16 protein-coding genes are annotated in these 19,236 nt (G+C 62.8%); 9 read left to right on the top strand and 7 right to left on the bottom strand.

What is annotated here, in order from left to right; genetic code table 11:
* Positions 1-8: 8 nt before the first annotated feature.
* Entirely contained in the window at positions 9-1,049 is a 1,041-nt protein-coding gene (locus tag N8A98_RS19825; protein ID WP_262167925.1) for an ABC transporter substrate-binding protein, read from the bottom strand.
* Between the two features lie 327 nt (positions 1,050-1,376).
* Here N8A98_RS19825 and N8A98_RS19820 point away from each other — a divergent pair, with 327 nt between their 5' ends.
* The 4 genes from N8A98_RS19820 (at position 1,377) to N8A98_RS19805 (ending at position 6,207) form a co-directional block, all read left to right on the top strand.
* Positions 1,377-2,363, top strand: coding sequence for an ABC transporter permease (locus N8A98_RS19820; RefSeq protein WP_262167924.1), 987 nt, complete (start codon positions 1,377-1,379; stop codon positions 2,361-2,363).
* A complete protein-coding gene (locus N8A98_RS19815; protein WP_262167922.1) occupies positions 2,363-3,331 on the top strand; it encodes an ABC transporter permease in 969 nt (322 codons plus the stop codon). Before N8A98_RS19820 ends, N8A98_RS19815 begins: the two co-directional genes overlap by 1 nt.
* Complete coding sequence (locus N8A98_RS19810; protein WP_262167921.1) at positions 3,328-5,082, top strand: ABC transporter ATP-binding protein; 1,755 nt, start codon at positions 3,328-3,330, stop codon at positions 5,080-5,082. Before N8A98_RS19815 ends, N8A98_RS19810 begins: the two co-directional genes overlap by 4 nt.
* 63 nt (positions 5,083-5,145) lie before the next feature.
* On the top strand, positions 5,146-6,207 hold the full coding sequence (locus tag N8A98_RS19805) for an aldo/keto reductase (protein ID WP_262167919.1): 1,062 nt from the start codon (positions 5,146-5,148) through the stop codon (positions 6,205-6,207).
* Between the two features lie 92 nt (positions 6,208-6,299).
* Here the strand turns inward: N8A98_RS19805 and N8A98_RS19800 are convergent, their stop codons facing one another.
* From N8A98_RS19800 to N8A98_RS19790, 3 genes are read right to left on the bottom strand one after another with little or no spacing between them, the layout of a single operon-like run.
* A complete protein-coding gene (locus N8A98_RS19800; RefSeq protein ID WP_262167918.1) occupies positions 6,300-7,253 on the bottom strand; it encodes an amidohydrolase family protein in 954 nt (317 codons plus the stop codon).
* Entirely contained in the window at positions 7,250-8,350 is a 1,101-nt protein-coding gene (locus tag N8A98_RS19795) for an LLM class flavin-dependent oxidoreductase (RefSeq protein WP_262167916.1), read from the bottom strand. Before N8A98_RS19795 ends, N8A98_RS19800 begins: the two co-directional genes overlap by 4 nt.
* A gap of 22 nt (positions 8,351-8,372) precedes the next feature.
* Positions 8,373-8,522: a hypothetical protein gene (locus tag N8A98_RS19790; protein ID WP_262167915.1), complete on the bottom strand. Its 150-nt coding sequence runs from the start codon at positions 8,520-8,522 to the stop codon at positions 8,373-8,375.
* A 358-nt stretch (positions 8,523-8,880) separates the two neighbouring features.
* Here N8A98_RS19790 and N8A98_RS19785 point away from each other — a divergent pair, with 358 nt between their 5' ends.
* From N8A98_RS19785 to N8A98_RS19775, 3 genes are all read left to right on the top strand, one after another.
* On the top strand, positions 8,881-10,497 hold the full coding sequence (locus N8A98_RS19785; RefSeq protein ID WP_262167913.1) for an ABC transporter substrate-binding protein: 1,617 nt from the start codon (positions 8,881-8,883) through the stop codon (positions 10,495-10,497).
* Between the two features lie 17 nt (positions 10,498-10,514).
* Complete coding sequence (locus N8A98_RS19780; protein WP_262167911.1) at positions 10,515-11,744, top strand: acyl-CoA dehydrogenase family protein; 1,230 nt, start codon at positions 10,515-10,517, stop codon at positions 11,742-11,744.
* Between the two features lie 159 nt (positions 11,745-11,903).
* Positions 11,904-12,836 carry an MYG1 family protein gene (locus tag N8A98_RS19775; RefSeq protein WP_262167910.1) on the top strand — a complete coding sequence of 311 codons (933 nt, stop codon included), beginning with the start codon at positions 11,904-11,906 and terminating at the stop codon, positions 12,834-12,836.
* Positions 12,837-12,852: 16 nt separating this feature from the next.
* On the opposite strand, the gene N8A98_RS19770 is transcribed toward N8A98_RS19775, so the two are convergent.
* Positions 12,853-13,683, bottom strand: coding sequence for an alpha/beta fold hydrolase (locus N8A98_RS19770; protein WP_262167908.1), 831 nt, complete (start codon positions 13,681-13,683; stop codon positions 12,853-12,855).
* Positions 13,680-14,279, bottom strand: coding sequence for a TetR/AcrR family transcriptional regulator (locus N8A98_RS19765; protein ID WP_262167906.1), 600 nt, complete (start codon positions 14,277-14,279; stop codon positions 13,680-13,682). The genes N8A98_RS19770 and N8A98_RS19765 overlap by 4 nt, the downstream gene beginning before the upstream one ends.
* 109 nt (positions 14,280-14,388) lie before the next feature.
* Between N8A98_RS19765 and N8A98_RS19760 the strand changes: the two genes are divergently transcribed.
* On the top strand, positions 14,389-15,390 hold the full coding sequence (locus tag N8A98_RS19760) for an NADP-dependent oxidoreductase (RefSeq protein WP_262167904.1): 1,002 nt from the start codon (positions 14,389-14,391) through the stop codon (positions 15,388-15,390).
* A 7-nt stretch (positions 15,391-15,397) separates the two neighbouring features.
* Here N8A98_RS19760 and N8A98_RS19755 read toward each other — a convergent pair whose 3' ends face one another.
* On the bottom strand, positions 15,398-17,821 hold the full coding sequence (locus N8A98_RS19755; RefSeq protein WP_262172082.1) for a beta-glucosidase: 2,424 nt from the start codon (positions 17,819-17,821) through the stop codon (positions 15,398-15,400).
* Between the two features lie 229 nt (positions 17,822-18,050).
* On the opposite strand from N8A98_RS19755, the gene N8A98_RS19750 reads away from it, so the two are divergent.
* Positions 18,051-19,235: a M20 metallopeptidase family protein gene (locus N8A98_RS19750; RefSeq protein WP_262167902.1), complete on the top strand. Its 1,185-nt coding sequence runs from the start codon at positions 18,051-18,053 to the stop codon at positions 19,233-19,235.
* Position 19,236: the final 1 nt, after the last annotated feature.

The raw sequence follows: 19,236 nt of genomic DNA, 5'->3' as shown, positions 1-19,236 counted from the left end.
GGCTCCGTTCAGGCGACAGCGCGGGCGTCGAGCGCGTCATAGGGACGGCGATCGACCCAGTCGTTGATGTCGAAATTGGCCTTGAGGAACCCCCATTCATGCAGGAAATCCTTGTAGTGGCCGATGGCGTCGATCAACTCGGGCTCAAGCCCTATGCCGAGATGGCGATGCAGCTCGGGGCCGTTGGCAGCCGCGACTACTTCCTCGGAGGCTCCAACTTCCCTAGCCACGAAGCGACGCACGTCGTCGGGATGCGTTTCAGCCCAGGCACTGGCCTGCTGCAGCGTGCCGATCAGCTTGGTGACGAGGTCGGGCCGGTCCTCGGCGAGGCGCTCGTCAACAGTCAGCACCCGCGGCGAGCCGGAATTAATGCGGATTTTCGGATCGGGATGGAAACCGAACTCGGCCACGGTGTGGGTAGCAAACAGGTTCGCGACGCTGATGCCCGGCGTGCCCTTCACATAAATTGCATCGACCTCGCTGCGCAGCAGCGCCGCGATTTCGGCGCCATAAGCCTGGCGATTGCGCAGACCATAGAGCTGCGGCCCCTCGCGCCCGTCCAGCACGGAATCGGTCAGATGGATATCGACGATCTCGACTTGTTTGTGCGAGAGCCCTTCCAGCGAGAGCGCCGAAACCAGTCCCTTGAGCGCGGTCGCATGCATGAAATCGACAATGCCTTCGGGGCGGCGCGCCACGCCGAAGCGGCGGCCGACGAGGTCCTTCGTCGTCTTGATGCCGGTCTCAGGCAGGGTGATGATGGCCTGGAATTCGTCGGTCCACGTGATGCCGACCAGCCGGGTTGGATTGCCTTCCGAACGGGCGCGGATCGGCGGCACATTGCCGCCATGGCGGAAGGAATAGCTCAGGTGATGATCGAAATGGCTGGACCGAACGGCGCGATCCTTGCTGTCGATGATCGAGTTAAGCTTGATGCCTTCGCGCGCAAAGGTCTCATCAAGCAGGCCTAGTTGCACTGCGAGCCCCACCGGCGTAGGCACCGGGCAGCGCGTGTACCAGATTTCCGAAATTGCATTCTTGAGCGTCATCATGCCTCTCCGTCGGTGATGGCCGTCGCTGCCGGCCGCTGCGTCTCAATCCAGCCGAAGAGCATTTTCCAAGCCCTGCAGTGCAGAGAGTTGAAAATTGCTCACCCACCCTTGGATTGGCAAAAACTTGCTTACAGAAGATCATATTCGCCTGATTGAGGAAGCTAGTTCCTGAAAAGCCGTAATGACAGGATGGATTTTCTGAAACACGTTTGACAAAGCCTATAAAGTTAGTCAACAATAAAATTCAGGAGCTGCGAACCGCCCCGGCTTGTCGCAGCAACCGGCCGTTCCCGGCCATTCGAAGCACATCAAGAGAGCTTGCTTATGTCAGCGCTGGCCAGAACCGCCCGATCGTTGCGGCGAACGTTGTTGCAGGCTATCCCCACCGTTCTGGGGATCATCATCCTCAACTTCTTCCTGCTGCAACTGGCCCCTGGCGACGCGGCCGACCTGATGGCCGGGGAGGCGGGTTCTGCCACCGCAGAATCCATGGCTGCATTGCGGACCCGCTTCGGGCTCGACAATCCAGTGTTGGTCCAGCTCGCCAATTATCTCAACAATCTCGCCCATTTCAGCCTAGGGTTTTCACCGCGCTATGGCATGCCGGTCATGGACCTGATCGGCCAGCGCCTGCCGGGCACGCTGACTCTGATGGCCATGGCGCTGGCCATCGCCATCCTGATCGGCCTTGCCCTGGGTTCGGTCATGTCCTTCTTCGCCGGCCGCCTGCCGGACCGGTTGCTGTCGATCTTCTCGCTGCTGTTCTATTCAATTCCCGGCTTCTGGATCGGGCTGATGCTAATCGTGCTGTTCTCGGTAACGCTGGGTTGGCTGCCCAGCGGCGGGGCAGGGACCATCGGCTCCAACCTCACGGGGTGGGCCGCTATCGTCGACAAGGCACGCTATATGGTGCTGCCCGCCACTTCGCTGGCGCTGTTTTACGTTGCCATCTACGCCCGTCTGACCCGCGCCGCCATGCTGGAAGTCCGCAGCCAGGACTTCGTGCGCACCGCTTACGCCAAGGGGCTTTCGCCCGTTGCGGTGACTCTGCGCCACGTGTTGCGCAATGCGCTCATTCCCATCACCACCATGGCTGGCATGCATATCGGCGGCATGCTGGGCGGGGCTGTGGTGGTCGAGACGGTCTATAGCTGGCCAGGTCTGGGCCGGCTCGCCTTCGAGGCCGTGATGGGCCGCGACTACACGGTTCTGCTCGGCATTCTGTTGCTGTCCTCGCTGCTGGTGATTTTCGCCAATGCGGTGGTGGACCTGCTGCAGACCTGGCTCGACCCACGGATTGGAGAACACTGATGTCCACGACCGATCTCGGCGTTGGCGCCGTTCCGGCCAGGCCGGAGGCTCCGGCCAAGCCCGAATGGCACAATCTGCGAGCCCCCGATGCGCGCACCACGCTCACTGCCACCGTTACCGTCCCGGCCGGCTGGCGTGAACTGAGGCTGTTCCTGCGCAATCCCAATGCGCTGTTCGGCCTGGTCTTCCTGGGCATCATGGTCGTCATCGCGCTGATTGCCCCCCTTATCTTCCCCGGCGATCCGCTGGGCATGGTGACCAAGCCTTTCCTGTGGCCCGGGCAAGACGCCGCCTATCCCCTGGGCAGCGATTCCATGGGCCGCGACGTGCTGGCCGGCATTGTCCACGGCTCGCGCATTTCCCTGTTCGTGGGGCTTGCCGCCACTGCGCTGGGCCTGACCGTCGGCGTACTGGTCGGGGCGACTGCCGGCTATTTTGGCGGCTGGGTCGATGACGTGCTGGTGCGCATCATCGAGATATTCCAGACGCTGCCGAACTTCGTGCTGCTTGTCGTGCTGGTCGCCATCCTGCAGCCCTCCGCACTGACCGTGACCATCGCCATCGCCATTGTCAGCTGGCCCATGGTGGCGCGCCTGACCCGTGCCGAATTCCGCGCCATTCGCGAGAAGGATTACGTCATGGCCGCCCGTAGCCTGGGCTTCGGCAATGCCCGCATCATCTTCCAGGAAGTGCTGCCCAATGCTCTACCGCCGCTGATCGTCACCGCCTCGGTCATGGTGGCAACGGCCATCCTGATGGAATCGGCGCTGAGCTTCATGGGGCTGGGCGATCCCAACGTGGTCAGCTGGGGCTCGATGATCGGCAGCGGCCGTGAGCTGATCCGCACCGCCTGGTATCTGACGCTGCTGCCGGGTCTTGCCATCGTCTTCACCGTGCTGGCGCTCAACCTGATCGGCGATGGCCTTAACGACGCCCTCAATCCACGCTTTTCGGAGGAACGGGCATGAACGCGATCACCCCGACGCTGGCGCAGTCCCGCCCAGCCAATACCAGCCGCCTGCTGGACGTCGAAGATCTCACCATCCGTTTCGGCACAACCGATCCGGTCAAACGGCTGAACTTTCACATCGACCGCGGCGAGACGCTGGCCGTGGTGGGCGAATCCGGCTCCGGCAAATCGCTGAGCGCCCTGGCGCTGATGCGCCTGCTACCCCGCAACGCCCGGATTCCCAATGGCCGCATCAGTTTCGAAGGCCAGGACCTGCTGGCCCTCTCCGAACGTGACATGCGCAAGGTGCGCGGCCGCGACATCGCCATGATCTTTCAGGAGCCGATGACCTCGCTCAATCCGGTGGCGAGCATCGGCAACCAGATCGTCGAAGTGCTGCGCCTGCATGAAAAACTGTCGCACAAGGCGGCGCGCGAACGGGCCATCGAACTGCTTGATCTGGTGAAAATCCCCGAGCCGGCCAAACGCGTCGATGATTTCCCCCATCAGCTCTCCGGCGGCCAGCGCCAGCGCGTGATGATCGCCATGGCCGTGGCCTGCAGGCCCAAGCTGCTCATCGCTGACGAGCCCACCACCGCACTCGACGCAACGATCCAGGCGCAGATTCTCGAACTGCTCGATGAATTGCGCCACAAGCTGTCCATGGGCCTGCTGCTCATCACCCACGATCTGGGCCTGGTGTCGCGCTGGAGCGATCGGGTCGTGGTCATGTATCACGGCGACAAGCTGGAAGAGCTGGCGACGCCCGACCTGTTCCGGCCCGGCCGGCATCCCTATACGAGCGGTCTGACCCAGGCCTCCATTCGGCTCGACGAGGAAGTGCACTACTCCGCCCAGTCACTCGCCGAGGTGCGTGTGGTGCGCGGCGCCGATGGCCGCAATGTCTACGACGTGAAGCCGCCGGCAAAACGCCTGCCAACGACGCCTGCCACTGCCGAACCCCTGCTGGCCGTGCGCGACCTCTCGGTGACCTACCAGACCAGACAGCGCGCCAATCGGGCGCTCGACAATGTCTCGCTGACTCTCGCCAAGGGCGAAACCCTCGGCATTGTGGGCGAATCCGGCAGCGGCAAGTCGACCCTCTCCAAGGCCATCATGCGACTGGTCAATACCCAGCAGGGCAGCATCGTCTTCCAAGGCCGGGACATTACCGCGCTCTCGCCCAATCAGCTGCAGCCGGTGCGGCGCGACCTGCAGATGATCTTCCAGGATCCGTTTGGCTCGCTCAATCCGCGCAAGACCATCCGCGACATTCTTGAGGCGCCACTGATCGTGCACGGCGTCAGGGACGCTGCGGAACGCCGCCGCCGTCTCAACGAAACCTTCGAGCATGTTCGCCTGCCGTCCAATGTCGCCGATCGCTACCCGCATGAATTTTCCGGCGGGCAGCGCCAGCGCATCGGCATTGCCCGCGCGCTGATCCTGCGGCCGTCGCTCGTCATCTGCGACGAACCGGTCTCGGCGCTTGACGTCTCGATCCAGGCGCAGATTCTCAATCTGCTGGTCGACCTCAAGACCTCGCTGGGTCTATCCTACCTCTTCATCTCGCACGATCTTGCCGTGGTCCAGTACGTCTCAGACCGGGTGATCGTGATGAAGGATGCCCGGATCGTCGAGGAGAGCGACCACAGGACCATCTGGCGGTCGCCGAAAACCGACTATACCCGCGCGCTGATCGCCGCGGCCAATGACAAGGGTGGTGCCCGCGTGGCCCATCCGCGTGCAGCACGCGAACTCGCCGCCACTTAACGGCACATTTCGCTTCTATCCCCACAAGACGCAGCCGCGTCGCTTAGCTTACGGAGAATAGCAATGGTCGACTACCGTTACCTCGGGCGCAGCGCCCTCAAGGTGTCGCCAATCACCCTCGGCAGCATGATGTTTGGCAACCAGACGCCCGACGATGTTGCGTTCCGCATCATCGACAAGGCACATGACCAAGGCATCAATTTCATCGATACCGCCGACGTCTATCATGACGGCAAATCCGAGCAGGTGGTCGGCCAGGGCATCAAGGCCAATCGCGACGACTGGGTCGTGGCCACCAAATTCGTCAATTCGCGCAGCAAGAACCCCAACAAGGGCGGCTATTCGCGCAAATGGGTCTTCGAAACGGTCGAAAACAGCCTGCGTAATCTCAAGACCGATTATATCGACATCATCTATTTCCACCGCGCCGTGTTCGATGCCTCGCTGGAAGAGCCAGTGCGGGCGATTGCCGACCTGATCAAGGCCGGCAAGCTGCGCTATTTCGGCGTCTCGAACTTCCGCGGCTGGCGCATTGCCGAAGTGGCCTATCTGGCCGACCAGCTCGGCATTGACCGCCCGATCGCCAGCCAGCCGCTCTACAACATCGTCAATCGCACCGCCGAGGCCGAGCAATTGCCGGCCGCCGTGGCCAATGGCCTGGGCAATGTTTCCTATAGCCCGCTGGCGCGCGGCATCCTGACCGGCAAATACAATATCGGCGAGGCACCAGGCGCCGATACCCGCGCCGGCCGCGGCGACAAGCGCATGCATGATGTGGAATTCCGCGAGGAATCCATCGCCATCGCGAAGCAAGTTGCCGCCCATGCCGAAGCCAAGGGCATCGCCGCCGCCGATTTCGCGCTGGCCTGGGTGCTGAACAACCAGCTCATCACCTCGGCCATTGCCGGTCCGCGCACCGAAGAGCAGTGGGATGGCTATATCCGGGCGCTCGACGTCAAGCTCGATGCCGAAGATGAAGCGCTGGTCGATCGCCTGGTCGCAACCGGCCATCCCTCGACGCCCGGCTTCACCGATCCGGGCCACCCCATCGAAGGTCGCGTCGCCCGCTCCGCCGCCGGCACCGCCCAGGTCATTCCCCTGAGCCGGACCCAGAAGGTCGCGTAAGCGCCAAACGTTTGAATATGAAAGGCCCGCGGAGCAATCTGCGGGCCTTTTGCTATGCTGCCTTGGCCGGCGCGAAACTACGAACTATCCGCTTATTCGGCGGCCTGTGCCTGCGTCTTGCGCAGGGCCAGGAGGCGCCGCGCATTGCCACCGGCGACCAGCCGCTGCTCGGCTTCGTTCAGACCCGCTTCGGCAAGATTGGCGGCCAGGCTTTCCGCCTGCAGCGCCGGCAAGATCGGCCAATCGGTGCCGGCTAGCACGCGCTCGGCGCCAAAGAAACCCACCAGCAGGCGCACGATGGCCGGATCGGCGCCCATCGTGTCGAAATAGATATTGGGACGCGGCTGCCGCTGCCGCTCTGTGCGACCATAGATGCCACCACGCGCCGCCTGCACGACACCCCCCAGGCCAAGCGTCGCGAACACCAGATGCAGATCGGGCAGGTCGTCGAGAATGGACGACTGGATGATGGACAGGAACGCCACCCCATTCATCAAGCCGCGGCCCAGCGAATTGCCCAGCATGCCGGCCCCGGCGATCAGCACATCAGAATTGGGATGGGCCACCGGATGCACGAAGACCGGCACGCGGTGACGCGCCGCCACCTCGAGCGTCGGCCGGGCCGATGGGTCGGCCAGGAACTTACCCCCGCGCGAGGAGTCGATGACGAGGCCAGAGAGCCCCAGATCGACGATGGCCCGTTCGGCTTCTCGCGCACCTGCCTCACCGGCAAACACGTCGGTGACGGCGAAGGCCGCCAGCGACGGCTCGGTCGCGATCAGGCTCGCAAGCCAGTCATTGGCCTCGGCGATAGCGCCGAAATCCACCGGGCCCTCGGTGCCGAACAGGCTTTCGATAGTCGCTGTGACCACTGCCAGCGACACCCCGGCCGCCTTGAATTCATCGACCAATGCGGCCGGCGTCGTGATCTTGCGGAAGATCTCGGGCGAGAACGAACCGGCCGGCTTGGCATATTTGCCACCCGCGCCCCAGGCTGGCGGCCAGAGATGGGTATGGATATCGACGATATCGAGCGACGTACTCATTCTGCGGCGACCTTCCTTGCTTCGCGTTCGGCAATGCCGGCCTTGACCAGCGGCACGACATCGCGGCCATAGGTCACCGTGTCGGCGGTGGGATAAAAGCCGCGCACCAGGAAGTTGGAAATGCCGGCGTCGTAATAGTCGAGCATGGCTTCGGCCACCTGTTCGGGATTGCCGACCAAAGCGGTGGAATTGCCGCCGGCGCCGCTGGCTTCGGCCACTTCGGTCCATAGCCGCTTGTCGAGCACCTTGCCGCGCTTGGCCGCTTCCCGCAGGCGGACCGACCCGACATTGGCCGGTAGCTTCTCGCCATTGCCGCCCGCCTGCCGTGCCACGCCGGCCTTTACCTTTTCGAGGATGTCGGCGGCATTGGACCAAGCCTGGTCCTCGGTCTCGGCGACAATGGTGCGGAAAGCCAGCGTGAAGCGGATGGCATTGGGATCGCGGCCATTGGCAATGGCGGCGGCGCGCACCTTGGCAATGGTTTCGCGCGTGCCATCGAGCGGTTCGCCCCATAGCGCATAGATATCGGCATGCTTGCCGGCTACCGCGATGGCCGCGTCCGACGAGCCGCCGAACGAAATCGGAATGCGCGGCTTTTGGAACGGTTTCACCTGGCTGAAAGCGCCCTTGAACTTGTAGAACCGCCCCTCATGGTCGAACGGAGCGTCGCTCTCCCAGACCTTCTTGAGCACCTCGATATATTCGTCGGTGCGGGCATAGCGGGTGTCGTGATCCTCGAAATCGCCGTCCCGCGCCTGATCGGCATCGGAGCCGCCGGTGATGATGTGGACCCAAACCCGGCCCTCGGAAAACTGGTCCAGCGTCGCCAATTGCCGCGCACCCAGCGTCGGCGCCATCAGGCCCGGGCGATGCGCGAGTAGGGCGCCGATCCGCTCGGTCTGGCCGAACACATAGGCGGCGATCTGGTTGTTATCCGGCCATTGCGCAAACTGCCCGATCAGCAGCCGGTCGATCCCGGCCGCCTCCGCCGCCTGCACGTGATTGCTTATATAGGTCTTGTCGATCACCGGGCCGCTCGTGGGCACGATGTCGGAGCCCTCGCGATTGGAAGTGTGACCGATAAATTCGGATGCCATTGGAAAGCTCCTGGTGATTGGCTCAGCCGCTGATGAAGCCGAAGGCGATGGCGAGCGCGAAGACAAAGGCCAGGCTCGTGCCGGCCAGCACCAGCAGTTCGGCAGCCTTTCTACGCATGACAATGCGGGGATTGATCGCAATGCGCGATTTGCCGGTTTCGATCACGGTCATGGTTCACCTCGTGTGCGGGGTTTAAGTCTATTCAATTGATAGAGATTGTCGATTGCGTTTTCGGACGCCGACGCGGAGCGACATTTCGGCACTCTGCCGGGACGCAGAAAATCTTTCGCCTGAACGGCGCGTGGTGCCTCGGGTCGCCAACCCGCCTCGGCACGCCTCGCCGCCATATTATTCTCCCCAGGCGCCGCGTCGCACCCGCGCTTTTTCTCCGGTGTCGAAACGGCAGCAATCTAGTATCTCGATTAAATTACTAGAGATTATATGCTTTAAGCCGCCTCCCCGATTTGGGTGGCCAAGATCATCTGCGGCCCGTGCCTGAGCCAGGCCGCATCAACGGGGAATACTTCTGATGTCGATCCGCAACCCGCGCATATTGCCGCTCACCCGCCGCGCGTTCCTGTTGTCCACGGCTGCCATCGCTGCGGTTACTGCCTGGTCCGGGCCGTCCTTTGCACAGAGCGAGCCCGTGCAGGGCGGCAGCATCTCCATCAATATCGGCACCGAGCCTCCCGTGCTGGTGCTCATCGCCCACAGCGCCGGCGCCGCTTATTACATCAGCGGCAAGGCCACCGAGAGCCTTTTGACCTATGACGAGGATTTCAATCCGCAGCCGCTGCTGGCCACCGAATGGACCGTCGCCGAGGATGGCCTGCGCTATTGGTTCAAGCTGCGCGAGGGCGTGAAGTGGCATGACGGCGAGGATTTCACCGCCGAAGACGTCGCCTTCTCAATCCTGGCGCTCAAGGAGCATCATCCCCGCGGTCGCGCCACCTTTGCCTCGGTCGAACAGGCGAATGTGCTGGCACCCAACGAGGTCGAACTGATCCTCTCCAAGCCCGCGCCATTCCTGCTCAGCGCCTTTGCCAGCTTCGAAGCGCCGATCGTGCCCAAGCATCTCTATGAAGGCACCAATATTCCCGAGAACCCGCACAATGCGGCGCCGATCGGCACCGGACCCTATAAATTCGTCGAGTGGGTGCGCGGCAGCCACGCCCTGTTCACCCGTAACGAGAATTATTGGGGCGCCCCCAAGCCTCATCTTGACCAGATCATCTTCCGCTTCATTATCGATCCGGCCGCTGCCGTCGCCGCCATCGAAACCGGCGAAGTTCAGGTCTCGACCACCAATATTCCGCTGACCGATGTCGAGCGCCTCAAGGCCAATCCGAACCTGGTGGTCGATACCCGCCCTGCGCCTTATTCCCCCAGTATTGCCCGCGCCGAATTCAATCTCGAAAATCCCTATCTGGCCGATATCAAGGTGCGCCACGCCATTGCCCATGCGGTGGACAAGGACTTCATCGTCAACACCATCTATCTCGGCTACGCCACCCGCCTTGATGGCCCGGTCAGCCCCGATCTCACCCGCTTCTTCACGCCCGATCTGCCCAAATACGAGTTCGATCCGGCCAAGGCCGATGCCCTGCTCGACGAGGCCGGCTATCCCAAGGGCGCCGATGGCTGGCGCTTCAAGCTGTTCATCGACCCGACCCAGCCCTCGGGCCCGCCCAAGCAGACCGCCGAATATTTCGCCCAGGCCCTCGCCAAGGTCGGCATCCAGGTCGAGCTGCGCACGCAGGATTTCGCCACCTTCGTCAAGCGCGTGTTCACCGATCGCGATTTCGACATCGCCATCGAGGGCATGAGCAATCTTTATGATCCTACCGTGGGCATCCAGCGGCTTTACTGGTCCAAGAATTTCAAGCCCGGCGTGCCCTTCACCAATGGCTCGAAATATTCCAACCCCGAAGTCGACCGCCTGCTCGAAGCGGCGGCCGTCGAGGTCGATCAGGCCAAGCGCGTCGAGCTGTTCAACCAGTTCCAGCGCATCGTGGTGGAAGATCTGCCCACGCTCGATATCGTCACGCCCGCCGTGCTCACCATCTATGACAAGCGCGTGCAGAACCTGAAGGTGGGCGTCGAGGACCTATGGAGCAACGGCGCCGACATCTGGCTGCAGCAATGATCGGAGCGCGCTGAACCATGACCTCCCTCCTTAAAGAACGCCCAATCCAACCCCGGCCCTCGCGTGAGGACTTGCTGTCGCGAGTGCCGGCATTGGTGGCCGAGATCGCCAAGGGCGCGGCCCAGCGCGATCTCGACCGGCAATTGCCATTCGAGGCTTTCCGCCTGTTCCGGGAGTCGGGGCTCAGCGCGCTGCGCGTTCCGGTCGCCCTGGGCGGACCGGGCGGCTCGGTCGTCGACTATATCGAACTGATCGCCGCCATTGGCGCGGCCGGTTCCAACGTCGCCCACGCCCTGCGCTCGCATTTCAACTATGTCGAGAACGTCGTCCTCAGCGCGCCCACCCAGCGGGACGCCGGGGCCATCGAGCTGATCCTGGCCGGCAAGCTGTTTGCCGGCGCCCATACCGAACAGGGCACGGCCCGGCCGGGAGAGGTTACCACTACCATCGTTCGCCAGGGCGACAGCTTCCGCCTCAATGGCCGAAAATGGTACGCCACCGGCACGGCCTTTGCCGATTTCGCCTCGTTCAGCGCGCTCGATGAAGGCGGACAGATTGTTGGGGTGCTGCTGCCGGTCGATCGTCCGGGCATTCAGATTCTGGACGATTGGGACGGCATGGGCCAGCGCCTCACCGCCAGTGGTGGCGTCATCCTCGACAATGTCGAAGTGTTCCCGCACGAATTCGCCCGCCGTAGCCTCGAAAATCTCGTCGGTCGTCACTGCTCGACGCTCCGCCAGCTTCACTTGGCGGCCAGCGCCGGCGGCGCCGTGCGCAACGTGTTGGCCGATGGCTTGGACTATGTACGCAAGCAGGCCCGCTCCGCCGCCCACAGCACCGCGGAAACCGCCCGCCAAGACCATTTCGTGCAACAGGTGATCGGCGAGATCGCCGCCAACTCCCTGGCCATCGATGCCCTGCTGGCCGAAGGCGCTCGCGCCCTCGATCACACGGTCGCGGCCTTCGCGACGAATGACGAGGCCCAGATCGAAGCGTCGCTGCTCGCCAGCGCGCTCACCACGGCACGGGTGCAGATCGTCCTGGGCCAGCTCGGCCCCCGCACCGCCGAGCGCATGTTCGAACTGGGTGGCGGCTCGGTCACCTCGCGCAAATACAATTTCGATCGCCACTGGCGCAATATCCGCACCGTGCTCAATCACAATCCGCTGCTGCACAAATCCCGCATCGTCGGCGATTACCTGCTGAACGGCACGACGACCCACCTCAAGGAAGGCAAGGTCTTCTAGGCGCTCATACGGATCTGGCCAGGCCGGCATGTCTTTCGCAGGGGCTTCTCCCGAACTGAGGCGAGAAAAGTGCCGGCTGCACATTGCCGCCCGGCGCCTGCAACGCTATCTGGTGCGCGACACAAGCGGTCCCTCCGCGAACACAAGGCGCATTCCGGCATGATTCCAGATTTCCTCGTCACCCATTCCGGTGGCTTCCATGCCGATGAATTGCTGTCCAGCGTCATCCTGACCCGGCTTTTTCCGCAGGCGCGGCTGGTCCGCAGCCGGGCGCCGGAGTGGATCACGGCCGGAGCCGATCGCGTCATTTATGATGTGGGCGGCGCCTATGATGCAGCGGCGCAGATATTCGATCACCATCAGCGCGGCGCTCCGCTACGCGAGGATGGTCAGCCTTATTCCTCGTTTGGCCTGATCTGGAAGCATTTCGGCCGCGATTATCTTGCCGCTTCAGGCCTTCCTGAGGCCCATATCGAAGTGGTGCATGCGGCGTTCGATGGCAGCTTCGTGCTGCCGATCGATCTGGTGGACAATGGTGCGCTGAGCCCATCGGGGCCGCTGACGGGGTTGACCCTGCCGGCATTGCTGGAAACCCTCAAACCGGTTTTTGACGAGACTGACCCCGAGGCCGAGGATCGCAGCTTCCACGCTGCCCTGGCCATTGCGCGCAGTTTCGTTGAAGCCAGAATAGCGCGGAGTGCCGCAAAGTTGCGGGCCGAGGCGTTGGTAGAGCAGGCCATCGAGACCGCAGGGCAGGGGCGTGTACTGGAACTGCCCATGGGCATGCCGTTCCGTCCGGCTATCGTAAAGGCCGGTGCCGATCACCTGTTGTTCGTCGTGCATCCGCGCGACAAGGATTGGTGCCTGACCACGATCCGGCAGGCCGATGAAGGCTTTGAGGTGCGGGCCGATCTGCCGGCCGCCTGGGCCGGCTTGACCAATGGCGATCTGGAGGCCGCCTGCGGCGTGGTGGGCGCGAGCTTCTGCCACAATGGCCGCTTCATCGCCGCCGCCAAGACCCGTGAAGCGGCTTTGGCCATGGCCGACATTGCGGTGCGGGAGGCGGGCGCTCTGGAAGCCCTCGCCAGTTGAGGCAGAGGGCACATCGCTAGGTGCCGAGGAATTCCAGCGCCTTGTTCACGAATGCCTCGTGGTACTGGAAAATCGCCGTGTGCCCGCCATCCGCGTAGAGAACCAGTTCGGCATTGGGAAAGCGCTTTGACATGTCGATCGAGTTGCTGGTGGGCACCATCCGGTCCTGATCGCCATTCACCACGAGCACTGGCTGCGTTACGCGTGACAGGTCAGCAGGTCGCTCCAATCCAAAGGCATGCACGGCCCTGAGCTGCCGGTAGAAGGCACCAAGCGAGATGGCTTTATCGCGATTGGCGGTCCGCTCCTTCAAGCGCTGCAGGAACGCGCCCGCCGCCTTCTTGCCATTGGGGGTCTGGCTAAAGAACAGGTAGTTCTTGGGATCCTTGAAGGTCAGTGCGGCGCGGAGCATGTCGAAAATGGTGATCTGGGTCACCTTGTCGATGCCGCTGCCGCCGGCTGGCCCGGTGCCCGCCAGGATGATTTTGCGAACGAGCTGCGGCTCCAGCTGCACAATCTTCTGGGTGATGAAGCCACCCAGCGAAAGCCCCAGCAGATCGACCTGCGTGAAGCCAAGCGCCCGGATGAAGGCGATCGCGTCGCGGGCCATGGCCTCGATCGTATCGGGAACCTTGCCCTCCGATGCGCCGACGCCGCGATTGTCGAAGGTAATGACATGGCGTTTTGCCGCGATGCCATCGACCACCCTTGGGTCCCAATTGTCCAGAACCGCCGTCAGATGGGTGAGAAAGATCACTGGCACGCCTGTCTTGGGTCCGAGCTCCCGATAAGCGAATATCGTGCCGCCGACATTGATCGTGCTGGTCGGTACGTCCTGATGCTTCATGACAATTTGTCCTTGGCTGGCTGGCCTTGATGGGGCGCGAGCATTTGCTTTGCCGCCGCCGCACCAGCGACAAGAATGCGGTCCGAGAGTTCGGCCCCCTCCACGGCGCGCGACAGCTCAAGCGCGCCGATCAGGGTCGCAAAAATGCCAAAGGCCACATCTTCGCGCTCGCTGGCATCGCCTGGAAGCTGTGCCGCAACGAGGCGGATGAGCTTCAGGACATGCTCGGTATATACCTCGCGCGTTTCGGCGGGCTCTCGCGCGATTTCCGGCAAGAGTGCGGCTGAAGCGCAGCCTGTGCCCGGATTGTCGCGGTGCTCTGCCGATAGGTAAGCGTCGATGGCCAGTGGTAGCCCGCCGGCTTCCAGCAGGTCGCGTGTCTGGTCCGACTGATCCTTGAGCGCTGCCGCGAGGGTTTCGCGGACCAGCGCCGCCTTGGACGGGAAGTGGGGGTAAAACGCACCATTGGTCAGTCCTGCCGCGTTCATGATGCCGGCAAGCCCTGATGCAGCAATGCCGTCTGAGCGGAACTTCTCCGTCGCGACGTCCATGATCCGCTGGCGCGACGCGTCTTTTCGGCCCTTCTCGTAACGCATGGGATCTCCTTGGATCGACTATTGCAATATGACCATAATATTACTAAATGGACGTAATACAATAGCGGCGAACCCGATGGGGCTCGTTACATTTCGGAAAGCCACGAAAATGAAAGCCTTCATCATCGATCGCTATGCCAAGAAAGCTCCCCTCCGGCTTGGCGATGTTCCAGAGCCGCAGGTCGGGCCGAATGACGTGCTGGTGCAGGTCCATGCCGCCAGTTTGAACCAGTTGGATTCCATGCTGAGAGACGGGGAATTCAAGCTCATCGTGCCCTATAAGCCACCCTTCACCGCCGGCCATGACGTGGCCGGGGTGATCATCCGCGTTGGTGCAAAGGTCAAAAAATTCAATGTGGGTGATGAAGTCTATGCCCGGCCGCGCGATGGGCGGATCGGCACGTTTGCCGAATATATCGCCATGGACGAGGTGGACGTGGCGCTAAAGCCAAAAAACCTCAGCATGGAAGAGGCGGCCTCCATTCCGCTGGTGGGGCTGACTGCGTGGCAGGCGCTGGTCGAACGGGCGGGCCTTCGTAAGGGTCAGAAGGTTTTCATTCAGGCCGGTTCAGGCGGCGTTGGCACTATCGCCATTCAATTGGCAAAACACCTGGGCGCAACAATTGCTACGACGACCAGCGCGGCCAATGCCGATCTGGTCAAAAGCCTCGGTGCCGATATCGTCGTCGATTATCGGAAGGACGACTTCGAGCAGGTCCTGTCCGGCTATGACGTCGTCCTCAACAGCCAGGATAGCAAGACGCTCGAAAAGTCGCTGCGGATACTGAAGCCCGGCGGCGTTGCAGTGTCGATCTCCGGCCCGCCCGATCCCGAATTTGCCCGCGAGAAGGGCCTGAACCCGCTGCTGAAGCTGGTCCTGCGCCTGCTCAGCGCTGGCATCCGGCGGCGAGCCAAGCGCGCCGGTCTCCGCTATTCTTTCCTGTTCATGGCCGGCAATGGCGCCCAATTGGCCGAAATCACGGCGCTCATCGAAGCCGGCATCATCCGCCCGGTAATCGACCGCGTCTTCCCGTTCGAACAGACCAACGAGGCGCTGGCCTATATCGAACAGGGTCGTGCCAAGGGCAAGGTGGTCATCAAGGTCAGGTAGGCGCCGCCTAAACCGGTAACACCGTCGAGGTTTTCCGCTCCACGCTGGCGCTCAGCGGCAGGTCGGCCGAGGATAGGCCCGCCCGCAGCGTGAATGCGCCAGCTTCCACCACCCAGTGGTGGCCGGTCTCGCTAAAATAGGCGAAACTGCGGGCGTCAAGTTTCAGGGTCACCTTGCCGGTTTCGCCCGGCGCCAGTTGCACCTTGTGGAATGCCTTGAGTTCCTTGGCCGGGCGGGGTTCGGACGAGGCTTCATCACCGACATAAAGCTGGATGACGGCCGAGCCGCTCCGCGATCCACTATTCGTCACAGCGAGGCTCACATTGACCTCGCCATCGCTCTCGAACCGGCTATCGTCCACCACAAGGTCGGACAGCGTGAAACTGGTGTAGCTCAGCCCGAAGCCAAAGGGGAATAGTGGCGTCAAGCCCAGCCGGTCATAATGGCGATAGCCCACGAAGATACCTTCCTCATAGCGCACCTTGCCCTCGAGCCCCGGATAGACTTCGCGATCCTGGCTATGCGCCGGGTTATCGGCCCAGCGAACCGGGAAGGTCTGGGGCAGGCGCCCACCGGGTTCGGCGACGCCCGTCAGCACATCGGCGATGGCATTGCCGGCTTCCTGCCCAGGATACCAGGCCTGCAATACTGCCGCGACCGAACCAATCCAGGGCATTTCCACCGGTCCGCCGGTCTGCAGCACCACGATGGTGTTTGGATTGACCTGGGCCACCGCCGCCACCAGCTCGTTCTGCCGTCCCGGCAACTCGATCGACAGCAGGTCGCTGCCTTCGGTATCCCACTCGCCGTTGCGGCCGATAATGACCAATGCGACATCGGCATCGCGCGCCGCCAGCGCCGCCTCGGCAATGGCCTCGTCACCCAAGGGATGTCCAATGCCGCAGGCGAAGGCTGCAAGCCCCAGCGTGGCGAATGCCTTGGTGGCAAATTCGATCACCACTTCATAGCTGCGGCCGGCCTCCAAGGTCACCGAGCCGACGACTTCGTCAGAGCCTTCCTCAAAGAAGGTGCGGCCCTTGCTCCAGTCGGTCCAGGCGTCGGCAATCAGCTTGCCATCGACAAACACCTTGGCGAAGCCAGCCGAATAGATGCCCACGCGATGCTCGCCGCTCACCTCGGGGGTGAACTGGCCCGTGATCCGCGCCGAGAAATGCAGTGGGTCCACCTTGCCGTCGCCCACATTGCCGATCCAGAAGGCCTGCGCCTCTTCCTGCGTGCCGATATGCACCGGCGTGCCCGCCAGTTTTTCGTTGTCGAAATATTCGACGGTGAAATCCCCACGCAGCACCGGCTGGAAACGCTCATTGGTGCAGCCCTGCGCATAGCTCAGGCGGTCTTCGCCAAGGGCTGAAACCAGCCCTTGCCAGGGCGAAATGCGATAATGCGCGTTGAGCTGGGCGCTGCCGCCGCCCATGATCTGCGCGGTCTTGGCATTGGGGCCGATCACGGCGATCTTGCCTTCACCGGCCAGCGGCAGCACGCCGTTATTCTTGAGCAGCACAGCGGCCTCGGCCCCGGCCCGGCGGATGAGCGCACGGGTTTCCGGCCGGTCATCGGCGCGTTCGGCATGCGGGCGGTGGTCATCGAGCGAGCCGACGCGCTCCATCAGCCGCAGCATGGCCAGCACCCGCTGGTCCACGATCGCCGGGTCGACAGTGCCGGCATTGACCGCATCCACCAGTTTCTGGCCGCGGTCACGGGGCGGGCCGGGCATTTCCAGATCGAGCCCGGCAATTACCGTCTCGGCTGTGGAATGGCTGCCGAACCAGTCGGACATGACGATGCCATCATAGTCCCATTCATCACGCAACACGGTGCCGAGCAGCCAGTTATGCTCCGAGGTATAGGTGCCGTTGAGCCGGTTATAGGAACTCATGACGCCCCAGGTGCCGGCCTGCTTCACCGCCGCCTCGAAGGGAATGAGATAGATTTCGCGCAGCGCCCGCTCACCCACTTCGCTCGAAATGGTGGTGCGCTCGATCTCGCTTTCATTGCCCACGAAATGCTTGATCGTGGCGCCGATCCCCTGGCTCTGCAGTCCCTTGATATAGCCGACCGCCAGTTCGGCCGTAAGGAACGGATCCTCCGAATAGCACTCGAAATTGCGGCCATTGGTCACCGAGCGGTGGATGTTCACCGTGGGCGCCAGCAGCATATGCGCGCCCTTGGACTTGACCTCATCAGCCAGCGCCGCGCCGATCTCTTCGAGCAGCGGCACATTCCATGTTGAGCCCAGCGCGATGCCGACCGGAAAGCTGGCCGACTTCACCCCGCCGATCAGCGAACCGCCGCCACGCGCGCCATTGGGGCCGTCTGTCACGCGCAGCTTACCGATATTGAAGCGCTCAATGGCCGGCACACTCCAGAAATCCTCGCCGGAAAGGATGGACACCTTTTCCTCCAGCGTCATGGCGGCCAGCAGCTGCTCGATCCGTTCGGAATTGCTCAAAATATTCTCCCCGACGCCTTAGGTGCATCTGCACGATCCATCCCCGGCCTTATACGTGGCCGATAATGCCGCCGAAAGATCGATACCAGCAACGCTTTTGCGAAGTTCCGGCAGGTTCCGGTCAGCATCGCGCGCACTCGTCAAATGCGGCGCCAATCGTTACGACAGGCTGTGTGATGAGGATCGAATCGTGAGTGGTGGTTTCAACGACCTGGCAGGTCTGGTCGAAAAGATTGCGGCCGATGAGGAGCCGCGGCTGATCGAAATCCGGCGCGATATCCATGCCCATCCCGAAACGGCCTTCGAGGAAGTGCGCACCAGCGCCACAGTCGCGCGGGAATTGAGCCGGCTGGGGATCACCCACCAGACCGGGGTCGGGCGAACCGGCGTGGTCGGGGTGATCGAGGGCGGCCGGCCGGGGCCGACGCTGTTGATCCGTGCCGACATGGATGCGCTGCCGATCCACGAGCAGACCGGCCTGCCTTATGCATCAACGATTGCCGGCCGCATGCACGCCTGCGGGCATGATCTGCATACCGCCACGTTGATCGGAATTGGTGCGGTGCTCAAGCAGGTCGCGCCCCAGCTTTCGGGCCGCATCAAGCTGATGTTCCAGCCGGCCGAGGAGACCTCTGAAAGCGGCGCGGCGGCGATGATTGTCGATGGCGTGCTGGACGGCGTCGACATGGCGCTGGGCTTTCACAATCACCCGGACGAAGCGACGGGCACGTTCAGTTTTATCACCGGGATCACCAATGGGTCCTCGGACGAATTCGATATCGTCATTCGCGGGTCGTCGGGCCATGCAGCGCGGCCGCATCAGACGGTGGACCCGATTGTCGCGGCAGCGCATCTGGTGTTGCAGCTCCAGACCATCGTGTCCCGCGAGATCGACCCGATGCATCCGGCAGTACTGACCATCGGCGCGATCCAGGCCGGGGACACCCACAACATCATTCCCGATAGCTGCATGTTGCGCGGCACGGTGCGGACCCAGGACAAGCGCTCGCGTGACCTGATCGAGGCAGCGTTGCGGCGGCAATGTCAGGGGCTGGAGGCATCGCTGCGGGTCGAATGCGAGATCAGCTATGTGCGCGGCGTGCCCTCGCTGGTCAGCGATACGCATATCCTTGAAACCACCATGGCAGCGATCCGCGAGCATTATGGCGATGTGGTGCAGCAGGGTAGGGCGTCGCTGGGCGCCGAGGATTTTGCCCTGATCGGCGAGCGGGTGCCGGCCTTCCAGCTCGGCATCGGCGCGTCCCAGCAGGGGCGCGACGACAGATTGCACAATTCCGATTACCAGCCCGACGAACGCTCGATCGGGCTGGGTGTGGTGGCCTTGTCGCTGGCAGCGGCGAAGCTGCTCGCCTAGC

Origin of the sequence: Devosia neptuniae, from assembly GCF_025452235.1 — a bacterium.
Lineage (GTDB): Bacteria > Pseudomonadota > Alphaproteobacteria > Rhizobiales > Devosiaceae > Devosia.
Note: the sequence above shows the minus strand (reverse complement) of the source record. Positions and strands in the feature narration are given on the sequence as shown.